This window comes from Glaciecola sp. 33A (genome assembly GCF_002836745.1).
In the GTDB taxonomy this organism is placed as follows: Bacteria; Pseudomonadota; Gammaproteobacteria; order Enterobacterales; family Alteromonadaceae; genus Glaciecola.
The window spans coordinates 53889-77115 of the sequence record NZ_PJAR01000027.1 but is presented as its reverse complement, the minus strand read 5'-3'; the positions used below and the strand labels follow the sequence as shown (position 1 = coordinate 77115).

Below are 23227 nucleotides of genomic sequence, written 5' to 3'. Positions count from 1 at the left end.
TATTTTTTGAATATAGGATTAGCTATATCCTCTTGTCTGCGCTTCTTGCAAAGAAATCGTCCCTTGAGTATTTGTTGTAGATACATCAAATGGTGATGAAATATGATTATCCCATGCAATGCCATTCATTCCTTTGCTTTTTTCCATAGCCTCGAGTTTAATCGTATTTACTTTAAACATACCAGGATAATCTTTCAAACTAGGAATCCAAAACCTGTGCTCTAATACTAATCCTTGAGCTTGGTCTTGAAGTGGTTTTAGATGTTTTTTCACTGTGTAAACTACTTCTCCTTTCCAGGCTTGTTCGAAGAACTTTTCGAATATAGCGTTAACCATTACGCTAGTAGGGGCACAACATATAAGGTAAGCACCAAGAATAGGACAAGTTTCAAACAACGTTATATCGATATTTTCAGGTTTTTGCATTAAAATGTTTGCAGCGTTTCTCTCTTTTACATCACGATATATTTCCATTATTAGAACAGTGAGTTTGGCAAGCTGTGCGGTCATGCCAACAACAGCGTTGGTTAGTGTGCCTGCATCAAGTAGCAAACCACCAAGTTTTCCGCCAAACTCTCCCGTTGTTATGGCTGCACGTGCAGCCACTGAAGTTCTTTCCCGTTGTAATAATATTATTAGGGCGGAAATTGCACTATTAGGCTCTCCTATACTAAGGCTTCTTTCTTGATGCATTCTAGCCTCTTTTATTTGATATTGTTTATAAGAGGCCGTAGCAATTTGCTTTAATGCTGATGCGCCAGTAAAACCAACACCTAAGATTGGCGTCACGGATGCGGCCAACTCAACGTTAAAGGAAGGAATTAAAGACATTATGTTGAATACTTCAGTCGAACTATCTTTGGGAACTAAATCACTTACATATTCTTTGCTTATGGTGTTAACATTCTTGGCAAAAGTCCTCACGTTCTTTATGCTATCTTTTTTGGGAACTTTAACCTTATTCCAAAAGCTAGGTCGCCATTCAAGCTCCTTTTTTTTAAATAGGTCAGTGAGTATTGCTCGCGATTCATTTTTTACCGCACTTAATGCAAGTATATCGCTTGATGTTTTGGCTGGACCATTAACTTCCATCACTTGTCGATATAGGTCTTGAACAGCACCATTGTTATTACGTTTACTAGATTTCCAGTTTGCGCCTTCTGATTTTACGTATTGGATTACTGCTTTGCGTAGGTCTTCAAAATTAGATACATTTTTTGAATTACTATATCTCTCCAGTGATATATCAACTTTTTTTAAGATAGCACTACGGGTTGCTAGTGGCCCAACATAAGTTAGTTTCATCCACCTTTTATATTCAAGTATTACTTTAGGCATATTAGTGCTTCCATTTCATTTTTGTAAGTTGTATATGGGAGTATAAAGTTATGCTTTATTCATTCCCTTTAACGTTAATTTTGTCTCTACCGATTGTAAATACTCACATCATTATATAAATGATGTGAGTATCTCCAAACCAAAGGGGTCAGAGACGTTGAAATCAAAGTCTCTTACCCTGTTGATTATCTTCTAAAACAAAAGCCCACAAACCTCACAGGCACCTTTTTAAACTAAATCTCTAATGACTCAACTCATAAACAAACTCACCACCTTCAGCCGTCACCTCCACCTTACTAATAGGTGACCCCTCCAGCATATGCGTCAAAAACTTATTACTAATTTCCGGCAACAAAGTATTGGTCAAAATAGAATCAATCATCCGTCCACCACTTTCTAGTTCAGTACAACGACTGACCACTAAATCAACCACCGAATCGTCATATACAAAATCAATGCCTTGCCCTGTTTCAACGCGATGCTTAATTCTGTCCAGTTGTAAACGGGTGATAGATTTGATCATATCGTCTGATAAAGGGAAGTAAGGAATAGTCACGATGCGCCCGAGTAAAGCGGCGGGGAATACCCCTAATTGTGGCTCCCGTAAGGCTTTAGCCATACCTTCTGGCTCTGGCATTAAGTCTGGGTCTTTACACATGTTCATGATCAAGTCGCTGCCGACGTTGGATGTAAGTAAAATAAGGGTGTTTTTAAAGTCAATGGAGCGGCCTTCGCCGTCTTCCATGACGCCTTTATCGAATACCTGAAAGAAAATTTCATGCACGTCTGAGTGGGCTTTTTCCACTTCATCCAATAAGACCACGGAATAAGGTTTACGGCGCACGGCTTCGGTTAAAATGCCGCCTTCGCCATAACCGACATAGCCTGGAGGTGCACCTTTTAAAGTGGATACCGTATGGGCTTCCTGGAATTCACTCATGTTGATGGTGATCACGTTTTGCTCGCCGCCATACAAAGCTTCAGCCAGTGCCAAAGCGGTTTCGGTTTTACCGGTGCCGGATGGGCCGCATAACATAAATACGCCTATGGGTTTGTTCGGGTTATCGAGTCCTGCACGAGAGGTTTGAATACGCTTGGCGATCATTTCCATGCCATGATCCTGGCCGATGACGCGTTGCTTCATGATGTTGGCGAGGTTAAGCACAGTATTGATTTCATCATTGACCATTTTGCCCACCGGCACGCCTGTCCAATCCGCTACCACTGAGGCAACAGCTTGCTCATCACAAGCGGGCAGGATAAGCGGGTTTTCACCTTGCAGCTCACTTAGTTTTGCATGTTGCTCATCCAGCTCGGCTTTGGCTGCGGTGATGGCGGCGGCATTATCAATCAATGTAACGGGAGTACCATCAGCATTCTGGGCTGCTTCTGCTACTTGCAGCGCTGAGGCTTTTTGCTCGGTGAGTAAATCACGTAAGGTTTTTCTTGCGCTGAGTACCGCATTCACCACTTCTTTTTCTTGTTGCCATTTTTCGGTTAAGGCTTGTTCTTTGTCTTGCTCAAAGGTTAAACATTCAACAATGTCATTCATACGTTTTTGGTTAACCACACCAATCGCCGCTTCTTTTTCCAGCACGTTTTGTTCAACGGTTAAGTTTTCAATGCGTTGTTTACAGTCTTCGAGCTCTGCTGGAGTGGCAAATTGGCTTACTGCCACACGTGCTGCAGCGGTATCTAACAGGCTCACTGCTTTATCGGGTAATTGCCTAGCAGGAATATAACGGTGAGACAGTTTAACGGCGGCTTCTATGGCTTTATCAAGCATTTCTACCTTGTGGTGTTTTTCCAGCATGCCGGCAATATTACGCAGCATAAGAATGGCTTTTTCTTCACTGGGCTCTTCAACTTTGACTACCTGAAAACGACGGGTAAGGGCAGGATCTTTTTCAATATGCTTTTTGTATTCTGCCCAGGTGGTGGCGCCTATGGTCCGCAGTTCACCCCTTGCTAAAGCCGGCTTTAATAAGTTAGCGGCGTCGCCAGTACCTGCTGCGCCACCTGCACCGATTAGAGTATGGGTTTCATCAATAAACATAATAATGGGAGTTGGGGAGGATTTGACTTCTTCAATCACTTGTTTCAGGCGGTTTTCAAACTCGCCTTTCATGCTGGCACCGGCTTGTAATAAACCAATGTCTAAACACAGCAATTTGACGCCTTTTAATGCTGGGGGCACATCACCTTTGTTAATACGGTGGGCAAAGCCCTCGACTACGGCAGTTTTACCCACGCCGGCTTCACCCGTTAAGATAGGGTTGTTTTGACGGCGGCGCATTAATATATCAATTAATTGTCGAATTTCTTCGTCACGGCCAATGATCGGGTCTAACTCGCCTTTAGCGGCTTGCTCGGTTAAATTGGTGGTGAACTGATTTAAGGCTTCTTGTTTACCCATGGTCGCTGGCGACATGGCGTCACTTGCAGAACCTGGCTGGGCACCGCCTATGGCCGAGCCATCGCTCGCTTGGGTATTATCTTCACAGGAGCCTGCTACTATCTGCGCGAAGTCATCGCCTAATTGTTCGGCTTTGATTTTTGCAAACTCGCCAGACATATTCAATAAGCTACTTTTTAGCTCACGGGTTTTTAACATGCCTAAAATGATGTAACCCATTCTCACTTTTGAATCACCGTACACTAAGCTGCCATATACCCAAGCACGCTCAATCGAGTCTTCAATTTTGCTGGAGAGATCGGATATGGAACTGGCTCCCCGGGGGAGAGCGTCTAGGGCATTAGTCATATCTTTGGCTAAAACGGAGGGATTGATATCAAAGTGGGCAATGATCCGGTGTAGGTCAGAGTCTTGCAGTTGCACAATTTGCTGAAACCAATGAATGAGCTCTACGTAGGGGTTACCACGTAATTTACAAAATACCGTGGCACTTTCTATGGCTTTATAAGCAATAGGATCTAACTTACCAAACAGGTTGACGCGACTTATTTCAGCCATGGTGATTATTCCCTTATGTAATAATGATTAACATGTAGTCGTATAGATTAAAATGGGGTCGCGCTGTGCTAAGTGGCTAGACTTATTTTGACACCATGAATTAATACCCAGTTGTGCTGACCCTAACTGACAAGATTGCGTCTGGTAGGCTTTCAATAAAATATTGATTGAAAATTCATATTCTTGTCCTACCGATTTTTGGGTAAGCTTGATAATATTTTTAATACGATGTTTGTTGTTCAGCAACCCAATGTATTGGTCGTAGTTAACGGGGCCAATATTAATCGCAAAACTAAAACTACGTTGATAGGTGCGCCCACCTGCGATGGTATCCATCCCCAGCGTGGCATTAGCTTGACCCAGTCGGCTTTGCTCCGATGGTTCTATGGTGCACCAACGACCCTGAAATTCTTCGATACCCACATCTAGGTGTAAACTTTCCGACAACAACTGACGTAGAGTTTGGCTGCTGCGATTTTTTTGGCTGTATAACCCTGACAGATATTGGTGGATATTTTGGTCTTGATTAAAGCTGTCTTGCCCAGCGCCCACATCACCCGAAAAAGCATTGACCATACGTTTAAAGTTGTCTTGCTCAGGCCTGTCATGACTCACCGTTGGCTCTGCGTCTGCCCATGCCCGATAAAACAACGAGATAAAACGATGATGAAAAACATCTAAAAACTCAGCAAGGGTTTTATCTTTTAGGCGATAATTCCTTTCAATGGCATATTCCGTCAAGTGAGACGGCAAAGGGCCGTTGATCCCGAACATTCCCCAATAACTATTTTTGAGTTTGTAATCACCATTAACCGACCCAAATCTAACCTCGGTAAACGCTGATGAGTGAAAATGTAATAAAGGTGTTTGGCCAAATCGTACGCAATCTTGTTTCGGCGAAACAGAATAGCCAATACGCGCTGTTAAAGGCGCATTCGCATCCAGATAGCGCAACAGGGGGGCAAATCCTTGTTGATACAGCTCATCAGGATCCTTAGATAACTCGTCTAAATAGCGCTTTGCGAGCCGATTCGAATTGGCCATCGATATATTTCCCCCCTATCAGATGAGTGTAAAATAAGTTGGGTAAACGAATTGATACTGACGTATTGAGCAAAAAACCGCTCTAAAACCATGCCCAGCATAAAGGTGCTGTTGCCTTCGTAAGCGAGCTCATCTACGGTGATGTCGATGGCCACACCCCGACCAAAGCAAATCGGTCCAGCAAAGGGTAAGCGGCTGGTGATCTGCCGAGTTGTGAAAGCGATGATGCCATCCACTTGTTTTATTTGGCTGTGGTCTTTCTTATTCATCATCAAGCCCAGCAGGGTTTTCAGCGTAGTCAATGCAGACACACTGTCATTATCACTCATGCCCAGGAAGTTAATCGACAGTTGCTGGATCAGATCCCAAGCAATATTACCTTCACTTAAGGGCGAGCTTGGGCGGGTGGGCTCGCCAACACAACGGACCGATTCACATGGTGCCCCAGTTTCGATAGTGAAGTCGGTTTTACTTTTACCCAAGGGCATCATAAGGGGTAAATCCCGGTTACAACACATTGTTTCAACGGCGAGCTGGCGTAAATTATCGGCCACGGGCGCATTTTTTGGGTCAACCAGTGATACGTAGACTTCTGTCCCTATATAGCTTGAACGATGGCCAAACTTTCGTTGATTGCCATTAAGATTACGGGTATTTCTGCTTAAGGTGTAATAAGCGTTACGCTGACTGTTGTGACTCTCGTCGGCGCCATAAAGAGGTAAAAAATCAGTACTCGATTCAATACCCGTATTAAATCCTTTGATGTGGCTAATCGAACACACTTCAAAGTCCAATGGCCGCAATTTATCGGGCACCACATGAAACTCACTGGTTGACCTTGATACATTGATACGTTCGGCACGCTTGGGAAATAAATTAATAGCTGGGGTACAGTGCAGTGCAAAATTGTCCGCTGAGACTAAATTTTCCAAGCGGTTGTCGTTATGATCCAGTAATAGCAGCAGTTGTATTTTTTCTTCATTACACTGGCTCAGGGTGGCCTGCAAATTATCTAACGACAAAAACAAAAAACGTCGGGCAAAGGCGAAGTATTCTTTAAGCAAGCGAAAACCATCAAATTGACGATTGCAATAAGGCAGTAACGCCTCGTCCTTATCATAACCATGTGACGTCACCTGCGTGCTTGCCTCTGCATGGCGCCAAAGCTTGTCACCACTTTTATATAAACACCCTTGGTAGCCTTTAAATATAGCTTCAAACAAGTACATTGGGAAAGACTCAGCTCCGCGAATATGCAGCATCAGCGAGTCCAATGATAGGTCTGAGAACTTGGTACCGGGGATACTTTCTAGGGTGATCATAATCCCGCTCTTTGGGGTGTACCCCAGCGGAGTCTTAGTGGTATACGACGCTAGTTCCTGAGCATTTATATACTTGGCTTTAACTAACTTTATGGGCCATAAGGTCACGTCGTTTGAAGTTCTGTATTCGCAAGGCGTTTGTTCGCCTTTTCCTAGTAGACTGTGCAGGGCGGTTTGCCTGGGTATCGCTACTCCTTGGGTCAAACTACCCTCATCATGATCAGGATTAAATTGTGCAATCAACATCGAAGGAGAAGGTTGTAAAAAAGTGGGGAAAAGCTGCTCCATTAAATGCTGGGTAAATTTTGGAAAAGAAGCATCAAGTTTTACGTGAATACGGGCTGACAGGAAGGCAAACCCTTCCAGTAAACGCTCTACGTAGGGATCAGAGCAATCAAACCCATCGAGGCCAAGACGACCGGCAATTTTAGGGTATTCTTTGGCAAATTCAGCACCCGATTCGCGAATGAATTTTAATTCCTGATTGTAAAATTTTAAGAATTTTGCATCCATTCTGTGTCACTTCCAACTATTTAGTTTGACGATACCGTTTTCGATATCTACTTCTGTTTTTAAAAACAATTGTAGCGGCAGAGGTTGAGCCCAAAGATCACCAGTAATCTCAAACGATAAGGTATTGCTGCTCATCTCTTGTCTGGCCAGGGAAATCTTTATTTTCAACGATCGGGGTATAATACGCGGTTCATAGTTTTTGATGCATTTGGTCAGTTCTCTTTCAATATGTTTGGCACTGAGGCTCATTGCCGTCAGGCCAGACAAGTCGATGATCCCGTAATTAAAGCTGGATTTTGCGACTTCAGGGTAATCTGTCAAATCAAAATTGGCTGACGCTGCCACGCAGTTAAGTAACCATGCCAAGTCTCGCTGCACCAGTTGCTTTAATCGCGACACGGTTATAACCCGCTTATCTCTGGATTCGGATAATTTATCCGGTTCATCATCTGACAAACGGTCAAGTAATGACAATTGTAAGCGTTCTTTTTGAGAAAGTTCCGGCATTATTGGTGAGTAAACTTAATCGTTTTAATATTGAGTAAGGGGTACTCATTTTTATCAGACATAAAAACGCGTTGACCGTTGCCCACATAAAAATCAGCAACAGGCTCTTGCCAGTCACACGTTCTGGCAAGCAACTGAAGGTCGCTGGTCTCAGCGTTAATAGGGTAACGTACCGGTATAAACACGATAAGCTGTCCTTTGTTTTTTAAGGTCAAATTTGCGGCACGCCATACCAAGTCTCGCAGGTCGTCTACCGGTTCAAAATTAATCTCTGAAATATACTCAAGTGGCAACCAGTAATACCCACCGTTTAACATCACCTCAATCGCGGGGCCAAATCTTACATCAGCATCACTAAGCCACTCAAAAGGTTGTTCATCAACCGTGCCACTTATCATCGGAGCGAGTTCAGCTCCTTGTTGAATTAATTGCTTAGCTTGCTCTATCTCATTAGTGCAATAAAGTTGGTAAGCCTTAACATAGCAAGCTAACCAATCTGAGGGTTCACCGAAACAAATAGGCTCTACGTCACCTGAAAGCACTTTTTCGCGTTTTAACTCACATTCAAGCAATTGTGTATAGGTATTAACCATGGCTAATGTTGAGTCTGATAAGTCTTTTAACACATCAAGCTGCGTTTTCGCTTTTTGCCAATCACGCTTGATACAAGACAGCTGAAACAAAAAAACACGTAGGTTTACGTTACTAGGGTCTTTTTTTATGTCGCTAAATAGTTGCGCTTTACAAGCGATTAAGTCACCTGACTTTAATAGACTTTCGGCATTCATTATTACTTTACTTATATGAACTTAAAGATGGTCTATCCCGCTAATGAAATAGACTAAGATAAAAATAAAATAGCCACTCAAATTTGTGAGTGGCTTTTTTTAGTTTAAGCCGTTGTGTTTTGCGCAATATCCCACTTAAACTCAACCGCTGCATCAGCGCCGCCATCAGCTTTTTGAGGCAGATACGAAACCTTAGCAATAGCAAAATTTAGTGTAATATTTTCAGTCAGCTTGTCTTCTCCACCAGAACCACCGGTGGATAGTGACGTTATCATTACTTTTTCCATCTCAATGACTACGTACTCAATAGGAGCGGTGCCGCCCGCCTTGCGTACAATAAGTTTTGCTTTTTCAATGTGTTGACCAGTCGCTATTTTCCCCATTAGCGTCATAGACGATTTATCAACATATTTAGTAACACTGATATCTTGAAAATTGGCTTTACCTGCACCACCACCACCACCTGCATGAAAGCTACCACTTTGCGATAGACCCCAACTCCACGCTAAAACATCAATAGATTTGGCATGAGTTTTATCTTGAGACTCACCTTCAATCCCATCCAATTTTAAAAACATATCAACAGCCATAATTACTTTCCTTTTATTAGTTTATTGTTTATTAGTTTACTCGTTTAATGCGTTTATTTTTCAGATGGTAATTTTGACACCAATCGTAATGATGCTGTTAAACCTTCTAATTGGTAATGAGGGCGTAAAAAGAATTTGGCGCTGTAATAGCCTGGGCTTCCTTCTACCTCCTCGACTACTACTTCCGCTGCAGACATAGGTTTACGGGCTTTGGTTTCTTCTGATGAATTTGCAGGATCGCCGTCTACATAATTGTTAACCCAATCTTGTAACCAGCGCTGCATGTCAGCACGCTCTTTAAATGAACCTACCTTATCTCGCACAATACACTTCAAATAATGGGCAAAACGGCAGGTAGCAAATAAATAGGGCAAGCGTGCCGCTAATGCAGCATTTGACGTCGCATCCGGGTCATCATATTCGGCCGGTTTTTGTAAAGACTGCGCGCCAATAAAAGCTGCCATATCACTGTTTTTACGATGAATAAGCGGCATTAAACCACAAGACGAAAGTTCCGCTTCACGGCGATCGCTAATAGCCACTTCTGTGGGGCATTTCATGTCTACGCCACCATCATCACTGGGGAAGGTATGTACAGGAAGACCTTGTACGTCGCCACCAGATTCAATACCTCGAATACGTGAACACCAGCCATATTCTTTAAATGAACGGTTAATGTTTACTGCCATAGAATAGGCGGCGTTAGTCCAGGCGTATTTAGATGAATCGGGGCCACTGACATCTTCTTCAAAATCGAAAGCTTCTACTGGGTCCGTTTTATCACCATAAGGCAGACGGGAAAGTACTCTGGGCATAGTCAACGCAATATACTTGGCGTCTTCAGTTTCACGTAGCGACCTGAATGCAGCGAAGTCCGGAGTAGAGAAAACTTTAGTCAGATCCCGTGGATTACTTAACTCGCTCCAATTGTCTAATTGTAAAAGTCCAGGTGACGCTGCCGTAATAAAGGGAGAGTGTGAGGCGGCACAAATTTTTGACATATTAGTGAGCAAGTTAACATCAGCAGGACTATTATCGAAATAATAATCACCTACTATTGCGCCAAAGGGTTCGCCACCAAACTGACCGTATTCTTCTTCATAGAATTTCTTAAATATTGGGCTTTGGTCCCAGGCTGTTCCGGCAAATTTCTTTAAGTTTTTGCCGAGCTCTTTCTTGGAAATGTTGAAAACACGTACTTTAAGGAATTCGTCTGTTTCAGTGTTATTCACTAAGTAATGCAAACCTCTCCAGGTGCCTTCAAGTGTCTGGTAATCTTCATGATGTAAAATTAAATTAACTTGCTCTGATAGCTTTTTATCAATTTCAGCAATAATGGCCTCAATCGAATTAACCGTATCTTCAGAAATGATATTTGCATCTGCTAGTGCGTAACCTGCCAAGGTATTAACCGCTTTTTCAACTTCAGTTTTAGCATTCTCAGATTTAGGTTTAAACTCTTTTTGTAATAATGATGCGAAGCTATTTTGGTCAAGATCTTCCCATGCGGTTTGTTCTGTTTGTATTGATTCTTGTTCAGCCACGTTTATTCCTCCCCACTTTCGTCTGGTTTAGGTGCCGCACTTAAGGTCGCTAATAAGGTAGGATCGGCCAGTGCCTTGGCGATCAGCTGCTCTGCGCCCTCTTTACCGTCCATGTAAGTCACTAAATTGGATAGCTGCGTTCTGGCTTCAAGCAATTGTTTGAGGCCGTCGGTTTTCTTGGCAATAGCTGCGGGTGTAAAGTCGTCCATGCTTTCAAAGTTGATTTCTACCGATAAGTTACCTTCACCGGTTAACGTGTTGGGCACACTTAACTGCACGCGAGGCTTTGCTGCTTTTAACCTATCGTCAAAATTATCAACATCAATCTCTAATATCTTACGTTCCGATAATGGTGCTAAAGGTTCGGCCGGGTTACCACTTAAATCTGCCATAACACCCATTACAAACGGAATTTGAACTTTTTTTTCTGCACCATACAGCTCTACATCGTAATCGATTTGAACTCTCGGCGCTCTATTGCGCCCGATAAATTTTTGACCACTAGCCACGTTGACTCTCCTACTCTGTTAGTAATAATGTAATTTTTTACTTAGCGAATGTTGTTAGGTTTTTAATTCAGTTTTATTTACCAGGAACTGCCTGATGAACCTGTACTTCCAGTCGTATTTGCCTCGGGCTCTTGGTCGGTAATACCGCCGAGCTTTTGAACTTGTTCCAGCGCATCAGGGAAAATGTCTTTCACTATGTCGAGAAAATCTGAGTTGACGAGTTTCTTCGCTCTATTGATCAAAATCGGCACAGGACTTGATGGCTCACATTGCTGGTAGTAAGCAAGTATCAAATCAAAACATCGTTCTACATCGTTTCGAGAGGTTAATTCCATATTGGCACTATCAAAATTGGGATGATTTGGTGTATTAGAAGACGTTGAACCATTCGCAGGTTGCTGTGAAGTCGGTGACTCGGTAATTTCTTCTGCCTCAGTAATTACTTCAATATGCAGATTGCCATATTTTTGCAATGAATTACCAAGGTGAGTCAATACATCAATGGTTGCGTCACAGTTAACGTTGTACTCATTTCCAGCGCGTTCAATAAACGTATTATTGATCTCGTTTAAGTGCGCAATACATTGGTTTACAGCAGTGTAGGTGGCGACGATCTGTTCAGGATCGGACTCTTTAAATATGCCGATAATTTGAGGTATTGCTAAGTCACCTTCAATTTTAGAGCCTGCGGGACCGACAGCGCGATCAATGACCTGTAATGTGACGCCACCCAACCCTTTGGAATGGGCGATAGGGAGTTTTTTTATAATGTTGATTACAAAATCTTTGTCACATAAATGACCCAGAGCAGATATTCTTTCTAAGGGGTCACCGTCATCTTCGTCTAATGGGGGCAGTAATTCTTGCCAATGCCCTTTCACTTGTTGCGCCAAACCATTTAAGCATTGTTCGAATTTGACTAAGCCCTCAGTATTTAGTACCGCCTGCGCAAGCACACTAATTAATTTAAGGTCTCGAGTCTTTTCTAGATATTCAAGCGCTTGCTTTTTGACTGTTCGCCAATCTGGAGCCTCTGGTGGGATCGTTGACTGCCCGTCAAATCTTTCGGGTGTTCCCTGAGATGCAAAGAAGAAATTTTGAAAGCCGGGGTCATCCTCAAGATTTACACCGCATGCTTCACTATTCGACACTTCTGAGCTGATTTTCTTATCGTAATCCATTTTTTTCTTATTATATTACATTTAAAAAGTCTTTAAAGCTCTAGTCTAGAACAAACAAGAAGCCAGTTGCAGTAGAGACAATGTAATGTAAAAAATTTACGTAATCCACAATAATACAAAAACATAATATAATGCAAGCGCAAAAAAAAAGAATGTGAGAGAAAAGAATGTGATAGATTAATAAAGTTTAGCTATCGTTTAAATAAAGTATTTAATTTAATGCAGGCAAGGCGATTAAGCGCTGACTGTTTTTGGAGCGAATATTAAAATGTGCAAAGCATTGTTATCCTTGAAGTGGCATTAATCTCTGGTAAATGATTTTAATTAGCCAGTTCACCAAAGCATGGGCGCTAATAAGGCTTTTTTTATCAATCGAAGGATGCATACATGCCCGCTGACAACAAATTTGTTGCGATTTCTACCCCCCTTGGCGACGAAAAGTTATTATTGCGACAAGCACGAATAAATGAAGAACTTGGCCAACCGTTTTCCATAGAAGCGGAACTTTTGAGTAGCGATGAAGATATTTCATTGGACGATATATTGGGACAAAATGTTACTATCCGTCTAGAAACCGAAAATGAAACCCGCTTTTTTAATGGCATCGTTACCGAATTTTTTCAAAAAGAAAATATCGATAGAAATGCCTGTTTTGGGGCAGTGATTAAGCCCTGGTTCTGGTTACTTTCCTTAAGTGAAAATTGCCGAATTTTCCAAGAAAAAACCTACCCTGATATTATCAAAATGGTCTTTGACGACTTGGGTTTCTCTGACTATGAAGACCGACTTAAAGATACATATAGCCCCCAAGAATATGTAGTTCAATACAATGAGAGCGATTTCAACTTTGTATCCAGACTAATGGAGCAGGAAGGGATCTACTATTATTTTATCCATACCGATGGTAAACACACTTTAATATTAGCTGACGACAGTTCGGTGCAACCGGATATTGGCGATGTTCCTTTTTACGAAAAGGAAGAGTCTGATTATCACATCGGCTTGGAAGGAATAATAAAATGGGAAAACTACCGAAAAATCCGCACTGGGGGAGTGAGTCTGGCCGACTTTGATTTTACGTTGCCTTCTAAAAACCTCAATGCGGTCACCACAGATCCTAAAACGGGATCACTTGCTTCATTACAAAAATTTAATTATCCCGGAAAATATACAGAACGAGATAAAGGTATCAGCTATACCAAAATTTTGATGGAGAAAGAAAACGTTCGTTACGATCAAAAATATGCCGAGGGTAATTTTAGAACACTCTATGCAGGTAGCCAATTTGCGTTGATTGATCATCACCGTGACGATCAAAACGACAATTATTTAGTGGTCAATTTTTCCTGTATCTTAAAATCTGAACAATACATTCCAAGTCCAAATGAGCAGGAAACAAACTTATTCACATGTAACTTTACCGCGATCCCTTCGAATGTAACCTATCGTCCACAGCAAGTTGCCATTAAGCCCAGGATCACCGGGCCACAAACAGCTATGGTAGTGGGTAAAAAAGGCGAAGAAATATGGACCGACAAATACGGCCGGATCAAAGTGTTGTTTCATTGGGATAGAGATGCAGAGGCTGATGAAAAAAGCTCTTGCTGGATCAGGGTATCACAATCATGGGCGGGAAAAAATTGGGGAAGCATGCAAATTCCCCGTATTGGACAAGAAGTCTTAGTGGACTTTATTCATGGAGACCCTGATCGCCCAATCGTTATTGGTAGCGTATATAATGGCAGTGCTATGCCACCTTATGACCTGCCCGCTAATGCCACTATGTCAGGGGTCAAATCACGATCGACTAAAGGGGGGGATGGTTTTAATGAGATTCGTTTTGAAGATAAAAAAGACGAAGAACAGATTTTTATTCAAGGACAGAAAAACCAAGAGATCAATATTAAAAATGATTGCTTTGAAACAATAGGTAATGACCGTCATTTAATTATTAAAAATGACCAAACAGAACTTGTTGAAAATAATCGCAGTGAAGAAGTTAAAGCTGACCACGTTGAAAAAATAGGTAAAGACCGTCATTTGGATGTTATCGGCAAAGAAGCAAAAAAAGTAGGGGACTCATTATCGCTTACCGTTACAGGTGACGTAACTGAGGTCTTTAAGGCGAATCATTCAATGCAGGTGTCCGATGATAGCTATGTCAAAGGTAGCAATATTTGCATTGAAGCGACTGACAAAATTACGCTTAAAGTCGGGGGATCATCAATTTCTATTGAAGGTGGAGGCATAACAATTAAAACAGATAGTGATATTGAATTGGATGCCGGTGCGAAAATAGATATCAAATCAGGCGCCGATACTAAAATTAATGCCGGGGCAAATGCCGAAATCAAAGCGGGGGCAAATGCCTCTGTCAAAGGCAGTATGGTGAAAATTAACTAAGTTGCTTGGTATTATCCTCAAAATAATGAGCATTATATTTTGCCTATACCATCAAACGTAAAAATGAATAGTGAAAGAGAATACTGTGTTAGCAAAAAGCGGTAAAACAGTAACTGCAGTAGAGTCGACCGCGGCTGATGTTGCAAAGCCTGGTGATGCGGCAAAAATAAAGGCGAAGCATCAGGAACAAAAGTACCAGCTTTTTAATGACAGATTAAAGTGTTATTGCTATTAATCCCTATATTAGCAATATTGATAGTGGCCTCAAAGCTATTGGTAAACTAAAAGTATTAAGGATTTGTTTGTACCTATGTCATATTTGAAATTGAAACTTTTATCGGCCACAGTTATTGGTCAAAACGATGAATGTAGTTTTACAGACCTCGGCGGTTCGATTGGACGGGCTCCAGATTGTGATTGGACCTTAATCGATACGGACAGATTTGTGTCTAAAAAACATTTGCTGATCTCGTTTAGAAATCAACAGTTTATTCTTACCGATGTAAGCAGTAATGGGGCTGTCATTAACAATGCTAACGCTCCGTTAGGCCACGGCAATGAACACGTTTTGCAAAAATCAGATGTCCTGGTTATTGGTAAACACTCAGTACAGGTGGAAGAAATTAATCTGCAATATACGGAGGATAGCACTGCGCAGCTAACAGATAATCAGACTGACGGCGACTTGTTGGGTTTGGTAATGGGAGCTGAAGCTGCTGCGCCACTAGAAGCAAACCCGTCAAGTTTTTTTACACCATCAGGACCACAAAATTTTGGTCATAATGCCAGTCCGTCGGGCGACCTAGGACTAAAGGAACTATTATCTGAACCGTTAATATCACCCGCCGCGAGCACGCCCCAAATACCAAGTAATCAATTTAATCCTAGTGCTCAGACGAATTCACCCTTCTCCACTGCCTCTGACAGTGTCGTAAAGGTTGGTGATGGCGTTATTCCCGATGATTGGGAGATGTTTGATGTTGGTGACCTCAAACCAGCAAACGATACTCAACAACCTGCACCCCAACAAGAGATCGCTAATCCCTTTGCTGAGGAACTAGAAAAGCCCATTTTTGAACCTTTAACACCTACATCTGCAGGGTCCGAGTGGCTTACGCCTACCCCTTCACAAGACATAAATAACCAGGGGGCTCAGGTTCTTGCTCCCACGGTTGCTCCTGCGCCAGCACCTGATGTTTATGATTCAAAGAATGAGCGTCCTGTTATTCCGCCATCAGTCACCGCTGATATCCCACAACAAAATAATACAAACCAAGGGGTTAGCGAGAAAGTCTCACTTGCAGTCAGTGGTGACGATACATTTTTTTGCATGTTGTACGAAAAATTGGGCTTGCCGAAAGAGTTTATGAGTACGGTCGATAAAGAAACCTTTGCCGAGGACGTTGCCACCGTGATGTTGTCGACCACAAAAGGGGTGATGTCTCTTTTAGCCAGTAGAACGGCATTTAAACAAGAATCCAGACTGTCAGCAACACTAATACAACCTAGATCAAACAACCCAATCAAGTTTTCTATTGACCCAGAGGATACTTTGGAAATGTTGCTCGTTAAGAAGAAAAAGGGGTATATGACGACAGGCGATGCATACGACGAGGCATTAAAAGACATACAATTGCATCAAATGGCATTTATGGCGGGATTACAGGGTACACTTATTGGCTTGCTCGCCGAACTGGCCCCCGAAACCATTGAAAAACAAGTCAATGAAAAATCAAAACGGTTTATGGGGTTAAATGCTAATTCACAGTGTTGGCAGTTATACAAAGAAAAGCAAAGTACGTTAGCCAAAAGTGTCACTGAAAATCTTAATGAAATACTTGGCTCGTATTTCTCTGATGCTTATCAATCTCAAATTAACAATTTCAAAAATGAACAATAGAAAGGAAAAAAATATGCTAAGGCATCTAACAAAAATCAGTATTATTTACGTGTGTTTTGCACTCACAGCTTGTTCCAGTACAACTGAAAATACCGTGAATTTTAATTATTTCATTACTGCGTCTGCAGATATCAACCCTGACATAGCGGGGCGTCCGTCGTCTGTTATTGTGCGGATATATCAATTATCAAATAAAATTAATTTTGAAAATTCAAGTTATGATGCACTTTTTGAAAGTAACCATAATGCTCTTGGTACAGAATATATAACGTTAGACGAGTATTTGATTGATCCAAATAGTAAAAAAGAAGTTGAACTGAAAATATCTGAAAATGCTAAGTATATTGGGGTTGTTGTAGGTTATCGCAGTACCGATATGGTGACTTGGCGGACCGTAAAAGCGGTGCCCGAAGGTAGTTTATGGAGCAGTTCTGGAATCGAAATTAAAATAGATAAGCTGTCTGTACGTGTAGTAGAAATATAAATTTTAATAAATAGAATATAAATAAAGGATCGGTTGATATGGCATGGGAAAAGAAGGTAATTTGGTCGGAAGGAATGATGCTCCAACCCCATCATTTTCAGCAACAATCCAGATATCATGAATCTCAGTTAAGATATAGCAGTTCTTTATGCCGCCCTCATTTCTGGGGAATGTCTTCTATAGAAATTGATAAATCTCATTTGAAAAATGGTAAATTTTGCCTAAATGCCGCTGAAGGCATATTGCCAGATGGAAGTTACTTCAACTTCCCGAGTATTGATAGCTTACCTATGGCCATCGATATAAATGAAAATTTATTGAATACAACCATCTATTTAGCGGTGTCAATTAGACGCAATGGCAATACAGAAACATCCCGTGACAGCGCGATTCGTAGCCGATATTCAATAGCTGAACATGAAGCAAGAGATGTATCTGGCACATCTTCGACAAAACAAATTGTTGAAGTATCTGGACTGAGCTTTAGTTTACGCACTGACAAAGATGACAATAATGAGTTTAGCTGCATTCCAATTGCCTTTGTAAATGATGTGAGTGCCAGTAATAACGTTAGTTTACAAGAAAATTATATCGCTCCTAGCCTAAATATTAAGAGTAATGCTTTTATCTCTGGTTTTTTAAGTGAGTTAGTAAAACTAGTTAAACATCGCACCAGTGCACTTGCTTCCCGAGTGTCTGTAGCAGGTAAAGCGACCACGACAGAAGTAACCGACTTTTTGATGCTGCAGACTCTTAATCGACACGCCCCTATTTTGAACAATCTAGACCAGGCAGAAATCCTAGCACCCTTTGAATTGTATGAAAGATTTATTGGTCTAATCGGCGACATGAGCACTTTTATCAAAGCGGATAAGTTAGTACCCGAGCTACCAATTTATCAGCACAACAAACTAACTGAGATGTTTAGTTCTCTTATTGAGGAATTACGACAAATATTCAGCGTTGTTTTAGAACAAAACTCACTCAACATTCCGTTGCAAGAGAAGCAGTATGGGATCAGTATTGGTGTCATTGCGGATAAAACATTATTCTCTTCTGCATCCTTTATACTTGCAGTGACCGCAGACATATCAACGGAAGAACTTCGTACATACTTTCAAGCTCAAGTCAAAATCGGGGCTATTGAACAAATCAAAGAACTGGTTAATGTTCAATTACCGGGTATTCAACTCAATAATTTAGCAGTAGCACCGCGAGAAATTCCTTATCAACGCAATTATATTTATTATGAGTTGATTCAAAATGGTGAATATTGGAATGCCCTGGCAGAATCTGGCGGTATCGCATTGCACGTAGGGACGAAGTTCCCAAATTTGAATATGGAACTGTGGGCCATTAGGAGCAAGTAATAATGCAAGACGATGATTTGTCTAAGACTATGATTATTCCTAACCCGGGTGGCCGACGAAAATCAGCAAGCTCACAAGGTTTTGAATCTTCACCTATAGCATCTTCTCAGCCTAACAATGTAACAGAACAAGTTAATTTGAATGCTTCCGCACAATGTGACGGCGAGAATATTATTTTATCCTGTGCCAGCGATCTAGTCATTTTAGCCAGTCATATTCGTTCATTAGAGCCCAGCAACAGTATTGAACAACTTCGAAGAGACATAGAAACCTTAATTACTAAGTTTGACCAACAGATTAGTCAACTCAATTTAAGTAAAGAAGTAGGGCTGACTGCACGTTATCTCATCTGTTGTTTAGTTGATGAGTTAGCACTGTCTACCCCTTGGGGGTCAGACAGTGTTTGGAGTCAACAGACCTTATTAAGTAAATATCATAATGAAACATCCGGAGGAGAAAAATTTTTTATTATCGTAAACAAATTGCTCGAACAACCACAACGCAACATTGACTTAATTGAATTATGTTATGTTTGTTTGTCATCAGGGTTCTGTGGAAAGTATCGACTCTCAAAACAGGGAGAGTCTGAATTACTGCAAATAAGTCAACAATTGTACGGTCCAATAGAGCAAATTCGCCCGATTAGTCGTGACTTGTCTCCTAGTTGGCAAGGTGCAGGGAATACAGAAACCGGTTTTGTTAAACAATTTCCACTTCCAGTATTTTTCTTATTTATGGGGTTCATTTTACTAGTTGTGTATTTAGTATTTTTATCCAATTTGCAAACCAAAGTAGAACCACTATATCAGAAAATAGAGTCTATCGGCTGGGAGCAATTAGTACCCAAAGCCGCAGGTCCTCAATCAAACCTACTTGATATCAATAGTGTTGCCAATTCATTAAAGGACGCACTAAGCGTCTATATTGAGGGAAAAATTGTATCTGTTGATGTTCGAAACGATCAACTTATTATTCGTTTTGTTAGTACCGGTTTGTTCAAGTCAGGGAGTAGCACAGTCAATGAACAAGCGCTGCCTGATGTGAATGTTTTAGTCAATGCTATACAGGATTATGCGGATCGCATACTGGTTGTGGGGCACACTGACTCGACAGGTCAACCAGAATCAAATTGGGTCATCTCTCGCAAGAGAGCTGAAGCTATTGCTAAATGGTTAACAAAAAGCAACAAACAGTTGCCGAATACCATGACCAGAGGCGTCGCTGATACGCAGCCATTGGTAACTAATGATAGTGATTACAATCAAAGTATTAATCGCCGCGTAGAATTGACTCTGATTTTGAAGGATGACCTCATATAATGGAAAAGATAAAAAAAATAACCGCTAGCAGATGGTTTATCCCAGTCATCTGTTTTCTACTTTTTTCCTTGTTAATTTATTTTGCTGGGCCTTACTTTAATTTTGCAGGTTATTTTTTCCTAGCCTCATTAAGCAGCCGGTTTATTATTATTCTTTTGGTGTTGTTTATTTATTTAATTGTTCAATTTATCAAATATCACCGACAAATGAAAAAACAGCAAAATTTGGTTAAAGACATCACCGAAGAAGATGGGCTCAATGATATTATTAACTCTGAGTCTGCGGAGTTAAAGAGTAAGTTTGACGAAGCCTTTAACATGTTAAAAAATAAAAAAGGCAGGCAAAATTCACTGACTGATATGCCTTGGTATATGATAATTGGCTCTCCAGGAAGTGGGAAAACCACTTTACTGTCTAATTCAGGTCTGCAATTCCCACTCTTCAATGAGCTTGGAAATCAAGCAGTACAAGGCGTTGGAGGTACTAAAAACTGCGATTGGTGGATAACTCAGGATGCAGTATTGTTGGACACAGCAGGTCGATATAGCTCCCAAGATAGTCACCAAAAAGCCGATCAGACAGGATGGAATAACTTTTTAGGCTTAATTAAAAAATATCGTCGCAAACCTATTAGTGGATTAATAGTCAGTTTTAGTATGTCAGATCTGATGACGATGAATGAATATGAAATGAGTCAACATATTTTGCAAATGAAAAAACGTATTGCAGAAGTAAATGACTTTTTTAAAACCAGATTTCCTGTTTATATTGTGATTACTAAATCCGATATGCTGGCTGGGTTTAGTCAGTTCTATGAGACCTTTTCACATAAGGAAAGAGAACAAGCATTCGGTATTACTTTTGATAAAAACAATAGTATACAAGGTAATTTGTTAACGCATTTTTCTCAAGAATTTAGACAGTTAACCCAATCGATTACAAGGCGCCAGTGGCATCGAATTTCGCTAGAAAGAGATCCCAATCGCAAGTCACTCATTTATAGCTTTAGTGACCAGTTTTCATCGTTAAAACCAACACTTGACAGTATAGTGGGTAATTTAGCCAAAGTTGATGAAGGATTGACCTCAGGTATTGTAAGAGGTGTTTATTTTACTAGTGGGACTCAAAGTGGAGCACCTATTGACCGTATTATCGCTAAAGTATCTTCCGCTTTTGGTTTGAAAAATAAAGCAAAAGCGTTATGGAATAACGACCAGCGTAGTTATTTTATTAAAGAGCTGCTGCAGCAAGTTATTTTCCCAGAATCAGACCAGTTTGGCGTATTAGTCGGCTATGAAAAACGAAAAAGCTTGATAAAACGCATAACAATGGCTAGCGCTAGCGTTTTTACATTATTCATTATAATAGGTTTTTTTATTAGTTTCGGCAATAATGCACGGTATGTTGAACTAAGTGAATCATCTGTAGATAAATGGAGCAAACAGTATGAAAGCTCAGTTTCCAGTGGTGCTGATGTAAGGAGTTATATCCCAGCCCTAAATGACTTTGCCGATAACATTGCAGCAGTCGTTGAGCAAAGTGAATCTCAGTTTTCAGGCTTAGGCTTGGCCCAGTCGAACTCATTAGAAAATGCACTGACAGCGAGTTACGACAGACTGCTCTCTACAGTCCTTATGCCTTATGTAAAAAAACAGGTAGAAGACCAGCTAAGGAGTAGCGACGATATAAGTGAAAAATATCAAGCATTAAAGGCTTATTTAATGCTTGCAAATGCAGATAAAAGAGACCGTACTTTTCTAAGGTATTGGTTGTTTAAAAATCTTAACAGTAATGAGTTTTTTACAAATACTGAATTTGTTCAGGTATCCGCTCACGCTAACAACCTTGTTAAAAATAATATGTCATTTGCTAGTGTGGATCAGCCTTTGGTGGACAATTCGAGACGTATTTTGCAATCACAAACTGTATCAGATATTTATTATGCACAATTTAAAATTGCCTACATGAATAAGTCAGAAGATATGTTATCAATGGCCCAATTAGCGGGATCAGACTGGCGTACCTTGTTAACAACCACTCAAGATGACATTCAAACTATTGCACGCCTTTTTACACCTGAAATATTTTCGCTGGTGTTGGATGAGGAAATTGAAAATTACCTAGACCAATTAGAAACCGAAACATGGATATTAGGCGAGGGTAATGTGATCAACAAAGGCGCATTGTCATCACAGATTGAAAAATCATATGCACGAGACTATGTAAATAACTGGCAACAATTATTGCAATCAGTTTCTGTAAAACAAACAACCAATATGGCAGCATTAGATTCAGCATTAAAGTTAGCCAGCGGAATAAGCTCACCACTATTTCAGTTACTTGAATCGGTTTCCCAAGCAACAAAACTGGTGGAAATTAGCTCTGACCTACAACTATCAAATTTGTCTGTTTCGGCTGACCGAGCTACTGATAGGGCTAAAAGACTCAGTAGCTTGCGCAGCACTGATACTCCCGAATATCTGATCACCTCGCAGTTTAGTAAATTGCACGAGCTTTTAAGCGAAGAGCAAAAAACCGTTGTTCTGCAAAGAATGTCCTCGATTGTTTCGGATATTTCTGTGGCGCTAGATTTTGATTTTAGAAATGAGGACGTCAGCGGTAACGATGACATCTTAAAACCTTTACAGGCCTTTGCTTTTAGTCAACCCGCTCCCCTAAATCGTTGGGGTGCGGAAATGGCCAATAGTATTAAAGCAATGCGCAACCAAACACATAGAATCAAAATTGAAAATCTTTGGCAGCAAAGTGTATTAGCTAAGTGTAATGATACTATTAACTTTAAATATCCTTTTGAGCGATCGGCACAAACAGATGCGAATCTGAGAGATTTAACCCAATTATTCGGGTCATCAGGTAGCATTTATCAGTTTTTCTCTGAACATATACGTCCATTAATCAGAAGTAACTCTTATCCATTCCAATGGAAAGCGAACATTGCTGGAACCTATGGTTTTGATGATGATGTATTGCCATTCTTTGAGCAAGTAAACAAGATACGGGATAGTTTATTTGCGAACGATAGCGATAGTGCCTCACTTACCTTGGCCTTCAAGCCCATTTACTTAGATTCTCGGGTTTCAAAGTTCAAAATGTCGATCCACGGTCAAAATTTGAGTTATCAATTTGGTCGACCTGCAAGTACCAATATTGTGTGGCCGCCACAAGACTTCGGCTCAAGCAGTCAATTTGCTTTTCAGCGTCGTGATGGTAGTGATGTGGTTGAAAGCAAAAATGGGTTATTTGCATTATTTAGACTTATTGACAACGCAAAACGCAAACAGATAAATGAAAATAAAGTAGAGGTGACATTTGCTAAAAACGATTATGAAGCGATATATGAAATTACTGGGAACGGCAGAGTGAATCCCTTGATTATGTCCCAGTTGTCTAATTTCAAATGTCTCCGTGAATTTTAGCGAG

17 protein-coding genes are annotated in these 23227 nt (G+C 40.8%); 7 read left to right on the top strand and 10 right to left on the bottom strand.

What is annotated here, in order from left to right:
- Positions 1-18: 18 nt before the first annotated feature.
- The 10 genes from CXF81_RS04125 to tssA form a co-directional block, all read right to left on the bottom strand.
- Complete coding sequence (locus tag CXF81_RS04125; protein WP_101180111.1) at positions 19-1338, bottom strand: hypothetical protein; 1320 nt, start codon at positions 1336-1338, stop codon at positions 19-21.
- A 241-nt stretch (positions 1339-1579) separates the two neighbouring features.
- Positions 1580-4312 (bottom strand): type VI secretion system ATPase TssH, encoded by a 2733-nt coding sequence (gene tssH / locus CXF81_RS04120; protein WP_101180110.1) that lies wholly within the window; start codon positions 4310-4312, stop codon positions 1580-1582.
- A gap of 27 nt (positions 4313-4339) precedes the next feature.
- On the bottom strand, positions 4340-5356 hold the full coding sequence (gene tssG, locus CXF81_RS04115; RefSeq protein WP_101180109.1) for a type VI secretion system baseplate subunit TssG: 1017 nt from the start codon (positions 5354-5356) through the stop codon (positions 4340-4342).
- Positions 5320-7191 (bottom strand): type VI secretion system baseplate subunit TssF, encoded by a 1872-nt coding sequence (gene tssF, locus CXF81_RS04110; protein ID WP_101180108.1) that lies wholly within the window; start codon positions 7189-7191, stop codon positions 5320-5322. The genes tssG and tssF overlap by 37 nt, the downstream gene beginning before the upstream one ends.
- 6 nt (positions 7192-7197) lie before the next feature.
- Positions 7198-7698: a type VI secretion system baseplate subunit TssE gene (gene tssE / locus CXF81_RS04105; RefSeq protein ID WP_101180107.1), complete on the bottom strand. Its 501-nt coding sequence runs from the start codon at positions 7696-7698 to the stop codon at positions 7198-7200.
- Positions 7698-8486, bottom strand: a complete 789-nt coding sequence (locus CXF81_RS04100; protein ID WP_101180106.1) for a type VI secretion system accessory protein TagJ — start codon at positions 8484-8486, stop codon at positions 7698-7700. The genes tssE and CXF81_RS04100 overlap by 1 nt, the downstream gene beginning before the upstream one ends.
- Before the next feature lie 104 nt (positions 8487-8590).
- Positions 8591-9076, bottom strand: a complete 486-nt coding sequence (locus CXF81_RS04095) for a type VI secretion system tube protein Hcp (RefSeq protein ID WP_101180105.1) — start codon at positions 9074-9076, stop codon at positions 8591-8593.
- A gap of 53 nt (positions 9077-9129) precedes the next feature.
- Positions 9130-10620 carry a type VI secretion system contractile sheath large subunit gene (gene tssC, locus CXF81_RS04090; protein WP_101180104.1) on the bottom strand — a complete coding sequence of 497 codons (1491 nt, stop codon included), beginning with the start codon at positions 10618-10620 and terminating at the stop codon, positions 9130-9132.
- Positions 10621-10622: 2 nt separating this feature from the next.
- Positions 10623-11129, bottom strand: coding sequence for a type VI secretion system contractile sheath small subunit (gene tssB / locus CXF81_RS04085; RefSeq protein ID WP_101180103.1), 507 nt, complete (start codon positions 11127-11129; stop codon positions 10623-10625).
- A 77-nt stretch (positions 11130-11206) separates the two neighbouring features.
- Positions 11207-12310: a type VI secretion system protein TssA gene (tssA, locus tag CXF81_RS04080; RefSeq protein ID WP_101180102.1), complete on the bottom strand. Its 1104-nt coding sequence runs from the start codon at positions 12308-12310 to the stop codon at positions 11207-11209.
- 387 nt (positions 12311-12697) lie between these two features.
- On the opposite strand from tssA, the gene CXF81_RS04075 reads away from it, so the two are divergent.
- The 7 genes from CXF81_RS04075 (at position 12698) to tssM (ending at position 23223) form a co-directional block, all read left to right on the top strand.
- Positions 12698-14713 carry a type VI secretion system Vgr family protein gene (locus tag CXF81_RS04075; RefSeq protein WP_101180101.1) on the top strand — a complete coding sequence of 672 codons (2016 nt, stop codon included), beginning with the start codon at positions 12698-12700 and terminating at the stop codon, positions 14711-14713.
- 85 nt (positions 14714-14798) lie between these two features.
- Positions 14799-14948, top strand: coding sequence for a hypothetical protein (locus CXF81_RS19800; RefSeq protein ID WP_157825491.1), 150 nt, complete (start codon positions 14799-14801; stop codon positions 14946-14948).
- Between the two features lie 75 nt (positions 14949-15023).
- Positions 15024-16613 (top strand): type VI secretion system-associated FHA domain protein TagH, encoded by a 1590-nt coding sequence (gene tagH, locus CXF81_RS04070; RefSeq protein ID WP_101180100.1) that lies wholly within the window; start codon positions 15024-15026, stop codon positions 16611-16613.
- A 13-nt stretch (positions 16614-16626) separates the two neighbouring features.
- Complete coding sequence (gene tssJ, locus CXF81_RS04065; RefSeq protein ID WP_157825490.1) at positions 16627-17097, top strand: type VI secretion system lipoprotein TssJ; 471 nt, start codon at positions 16627-16629, stop codon at positions 17095-17097.
- A gap of 38 nt (positions 17098-17135) precedes the next feature.
- On the top strand, positions 17136-18467 hold the full coding sequence (gene tssK, locus CXF81_RS04060; RefSeq protein ID WP_101180098.1) for a type VI secretion system baseplate subunit TssK: 1332 nt from the start codon (positions 17136-17138) through the stop codon (positions 18465-18467).
- 2 nt (positions 18468-18469) lie between these two features.
- The gene (gene icmH, locus CXF81_RS04055) at positions 18470-19786 is read left to right on the top strand and encodes a type IVB secretion system protein IcmH/DotU (protein ID WP_101180097.1); all 1317 of its coding nucleotides are present in this window, start codon (positions 18470-18472) and stop codon (positions 19784-19786) included.
- The gene (gene tssM, locus CXF81_RS04050; protein WP_101180096.1) at positions 19786-23223 is read left to right on the top strand and encodes a type VI secretion system membrane subunit TssM; all 3438 of its coding nucleotides are present in this window, start codon (positions 19786-19788) and stop codon (positions 23221-23223) included. The genes icmH and tssM overlap by 1 nt, the downstream gene beginning before the upstream one ends.
- Positions 23224-23227 lie beyond the last annotated feature (4 nt).